Origin of the sequence: Streptomyces mexicanus, from assembly GCF_902506575.1 — a bacterium.
GTDB classification, from domain to species: domain Bacteria; phylum Actinomycetota; class Actinomycetes; order Streptomycetales; family Streptomycetaceae; genus Streptomyces; species Streptomyces mexicanus.
Map to the genome: position 1 here is coordinate 1 of NZ_LR732698.1, position 2092 is coordinate 2092.

A 2092-nucleotide genomic window follows, 5' to 3' on the forward strand; every position below is an offset into this window, starting at 1 on the left:
GTGTATGGGTGAGAAGAACGGACAGAATGAGTCGGAGTGCGAGGGGGTGTTGGAGAGTAGATCTGGTTTTTTTTTGAAAAGAGGCCGGCCACCGGAGGGGGCTGACCGTGGGGGGCGGCCGGCGGCGTCAGATGTTAATAAGAGCCACCCCCCCCGCCGTCACAGGCCCACACCCGGCCGGAACCGCCCCGCATCCGACCGGAACCGCCTTGCACCCGGCCGGAACCGGCTTGCGTCCGCAGGACCGGCCCTACGACACGCAGAACTCGTTGCCCTCCGGGTCCGTCATCACGACCCACTCCCCGGAGGGCTCTTTCACCTCCCGCAGCGCGCTCGCCCCGAGTCCCGTCAGCCGCTCCACCTCCTGCGCACGCCGGCCCTCGCCGGGATGCAGGTCGAGGTGGAGCCGGTTCTTGCCCGCCTTCGGCTCCGGCACGCGCTGGAACAGCAGCCGCCGCCCGAGGCCGGTGCCGCGTTCCTCGTCGTACGGGTCGTCGGGGTGGCGTACGGCGATCAGGTCCCGGAAGGCCGGGCGGCCGTGGAAGTCGACGGTGGCCTCGGCCGGCAGCGCGCCCAGTGCGCGCAGCCGTTCGATGAAGGCGCTGTTGTCCTCGACCACGTAGTGCAGTGCGGCGGCCCAGAAGTCGGCCTGCGCGTGCGGGTCGGCGGCGTCGATGACGATCTTCCAGTGCACCGGGGTGGCCGCGTCGGCGGCGGGGGTGTGTGTCACGCGACCAGTCAAGGGGGCACCGCACCGCCCGGGCAACAGGATTGCCGGAACCCCGGACAACCCCCGGCCCCCAACGGACAGGACCGCAGCCCGGCCCCCCAACGGACAGGACCGCAGCCCGGACCTCACAGACAGGGCTCGACGGGGCTCGCCCGTCCCGGCAGCCCGGTAGCCGGCAGCCCAGCGGCCCGGCATCCCGATAGCCCGGACGACGCCTAGGCCTCCACGGCGTCCGGCCGTGCCGGAGGCGTCGGTTCGGCCTCGGGCGAGCCCGCCGCCGTCCGGGACGCGACGAGACCGGCGCGCAGCCGGGCCGTGCGGCGGGCCGTACGGAGGCTGTCGCCGGTGAGGAGGATCAGGGCCAGCCACACCAGGGCGAACCCGGCCCAGCGCTCGGCGGGCATGGACTCGTGGAAGTACAGGATTCCGCACAGGAACTGGAAGACCGGGGCCAGGTACTGCAGCAGCCCCAGCGTGGACAGCGGGACGCGGATCGCGGCGGCGCCGAAGCAGACCAGCGGCAGGGCGGTGACCACGCCGGTCGTGGCGAGCAGGGCGGTGTGTCCGGGGCCCTCGGTGGTGAACGTCGAGTCGCCGTGCGCGGTCAGCCACAGCAGGTAGCCGAGCGCGGGCAGGAACTGGATCGCGGTCTCGGCGGCCAGCGACTCGACGCCGCCGAGATTCACCTTCTTCTTCATCAGGCCGTAGGTGGCGAAGGAGAAGGCGAGGACGAGGGAGATCCACGGCGGGCGGCCGTAGCCGACGGTCAGCACCACGACGGCGGCCAGGCCGACCCCGACGGCGGCCCACTGCGCCGGCCGCAGCCGCTCCTTGAGCAGGAGCACGCCCATGGCGATGGTGACGAGCGGGTTGATGAAGTAGCCGAGCGAGGCCTCGACGACGTGGCCGCTGTTGACGGCCCAGATGTAGACGCCCCAGTTGACGCTGATGACGGCCGCGGCGACCGCGACGAGCGCCAGCTTGCGCGGCTGCCGCAGCAGCTCGCCGGCCCACCTCCAGCGCCGTACGGCGAGCAGGACGACGGCCACGACGACGAAGGACCACACCATCCGGTGGGCGAGCACCTCGCCGGCGCCGGCGGGCTCCAGCAGGGGGAAGAACAGGGGGAACAACCCCCACATACCGTACGCCGCGAAGCCGTTCAGCAGGCCTATGCGCTGCTCACCCTTCGACGTCCCGCCCACGGGCCCTCCTACGCGTCTCGACGTGCCTCCCCGAAGGTAGCGCCGAGCGGCCGCGCTGTCATGCCCGTATCGACATACGGTCATGACAGGCGGCGGGGCGGCCCCGTGGCCGCACGTCGCTCATCGGTGGCGGTGGCGGCGCCGGGCGGGCCGGGAG

The 2092-nt window shown here is 72.3% G+C and carries 2 protein-coding genes; both read right to left on the minus strand.

Annotation, left to right across the window (positions count from 1 at the left end; genetic code table 11):
• Nucleotides 1–250: 250 nt before the first annotated feature.
• On the minus strand, nt 251–730 hold the full coding sequence (locus tag GV126_RS35405; protein ID WP_159675530.1) for a VOC family protein: 480 nt from the start codon (nt 728–730) through the stop codon (nt 251–253).
• 215 nt (nt 731–945) lie between these two features.
• Nucleotides 946–1935, minus strand: coding sequence for an EamA family transporter RarD (gene rarD / locus GV126_RS35410; RefSeq protein ID WP_159675531.1), 990 nt, complete (start codon nt 1933–1935; stop codon nt 946–948).
• Between the last annotated feature and the right edge of the window lie 157 nt (nt 1936–2092).